3 protein-coding genes are annotated in these 1875 nt (G+C 34.7%); all 3 read left to right on the top strand.

Going from position 1 to position 1875, the window contains the following annotated elements; translation table 11 throughout:
• The first annotated feature begins 263 nt into the window (after positions 1–263).
• Positions 264–1106: a BRO family protein gene (locus KH364_RS09420; protein WP_273299425.1), complete on the top strand. Its 843-nt coding sequence runs from the start codon at positions 264–266 to the stop codon at positions 1104–1106.
• On the top strand, positions 1096–1470 hold the full coding sequence (locus KH364_RS09415) for a hypothetical protein (protein ID WP_273299424.1): 375 nt from the start codon (positions 1096–1098) through the stop codon (positions 1468–1470). Before KH364_RS09420 ends, KH364_RS09415 begins: the two co-directional genes overlap by 11 nt.
• A gap of 227 nt (positions 1471–1697) precedes the next feature.
• The coding region (locus KH364_RS09410) for a transposase (RefSeq protein WP_273299426.1) at positions 1698–1875 on the top strand (178 nt) is incomplete at its 3' end.

Genomic DNA, 1875 nt, shown 5'->3' with positions numbered 1-1875 from the left:
GAGAATTATTGCATACATAATCGTAAGCAAATCCTGTGGACACTACAGCAGTCACGGCTAAAGCAGTCATGATGAGTATACGTTTAGTAAATTTCATAGTAATCATCTCCTAGTTTTTATACTTATATTATACTACTATAAGTCAAACGAAATATGATAATGTAAGGGAAGCTAAAAATATCTTTGTTTCTTATGCTAAAAGGCGTATACTATAGACAATAATATAGAACATATATTTGTTTTTAAAGAAAGGAGGAAGATGTATGAGTGATGATATAAAGATGTTTGAAGGTAGTCAAATTCGTTCTGTGTGGGATAATGAAAGGGACGAGTGGTATTTTAGTATAGTGGATGTTGTAGGTTCTCTGACTGAAAGCAATAATCCGCGTGATTATTGGTATCGAGTGAAAAAACGTATGTCAGAAGAAGAGAAAAGTGAACTGTCGACAATTTGTCGACAGTTAAAATTGAAAGCTCCAGATGGTAAAATGCGATTAACAGATGTTGCCGATATGCAAGGTATTTTCCGTATCATACAATCTGTTCCATCGCCTAAGGCAGAACCTTTTAAAATGTGGTTAGCAGAAGTTGGTAAAGAGCGTATTGATGAAATAATTGACCCAGAGCTAACTATAGATAGAGCCTTAGAAGGATATGCGCGTAAGGGCTATAGCCGAGAATGGATTAATCAACGATTACAGGCCATTCAGGTTCGTAAAGAATTAACCGATACTTGGCAAGATCATGGTGTTAAAGCTGGTAATGAATATGCTATCCTAACGAATGAAATCTCTAAAGCTTGGTCTGGAATGACGACTAGAGAATATAAGGACTTTAAGGGGCTAAAAAAAGAAAATCTACGAGATAATATGTCTACTACAGAACTTATCTTAAATATGTTAGCCGAAACGGCTACAAAGGATATTGCGGAGGCAATTAATCCTCAAGGATTAGACGAGAATAAACAAGTTGCTCAAGATGGTGGTTCTATTGCTGGTGATGCACGTAAATCGATTGAAGCTAGAACTGGTAAGCCTGTTATTACCTCTAAAAATGCCATAGACTTGGGGCGACTAATTAGTGATGTGGTGAAACATGATAGATGAACGACTTGAACGAATGAAACGAAAACATAATTGTAGAGTGCATTTTGATTCAGATTCTTTTCAAATATCTGATTGTACAGTAGCACCAGTACATGATACACCTGATGTAATACATGAAAATCAGGAGTTTGATTTTTATGTTGAGTCTACCTATGATGTATATCTGCTTCGTATCATACATAGTCATGATTGTGTTGTAAGCATTTATCCTGCAAAAGTGGATGGCATTATATATATAGTGAGTTCTATACCTGTTTCTAAAGATAGTATCAAAGAAAATATTCAAAAGATTTTACATGCGTTGGAGGTATATGGCTTTCCAAAATTGAAGAATCCTAAAAGTAATATTACATTTAATATGTAGTGATTAAGTGGATTATAAAGAAAATTAATACCACATCATATAGGAGTTTTTGTCCTATATGATGTGGTATTTTATTATTGTCTTTAGATTGATTCGCGACGTAGTCGCGAATCATTAAATCACCTGCTATGCGGGGCCGGCAACGAAAGTTATACAAAAAAATCACCTTGCTTAAGTATGATGTAGGTGTTTAAGCCACATTATATGCAAAAGAAAGGTGATTTTATATGGCAACAAAGACACAGATCCTTGCGCACACAAAATGGTTATGCAAATACCACATAGTATTTACACCTAAGTATAGATGTAAAGTTATATATAATCAATACAGAAATAGTTTACGTGAAATACTGAGACGTTTATGTGAATATAAGGGCGTCAAGATTATAGAGGGGGAGCTTATGG

This window comes from Veillonella sp. oral taxon 158, from assembly GCF_018376515.1.
Taxonomy (GTDB): domain Bacteria; phylum Bacillota; class Negativicutes; order Veillonellales; family Veillonellaceae; genus Veillonella; species Veillonella rogosae.
Note: the sequence above shows the minus strand (reverse complement) of the source record. Positions and strands in the feature narration are given on the sequence as shown.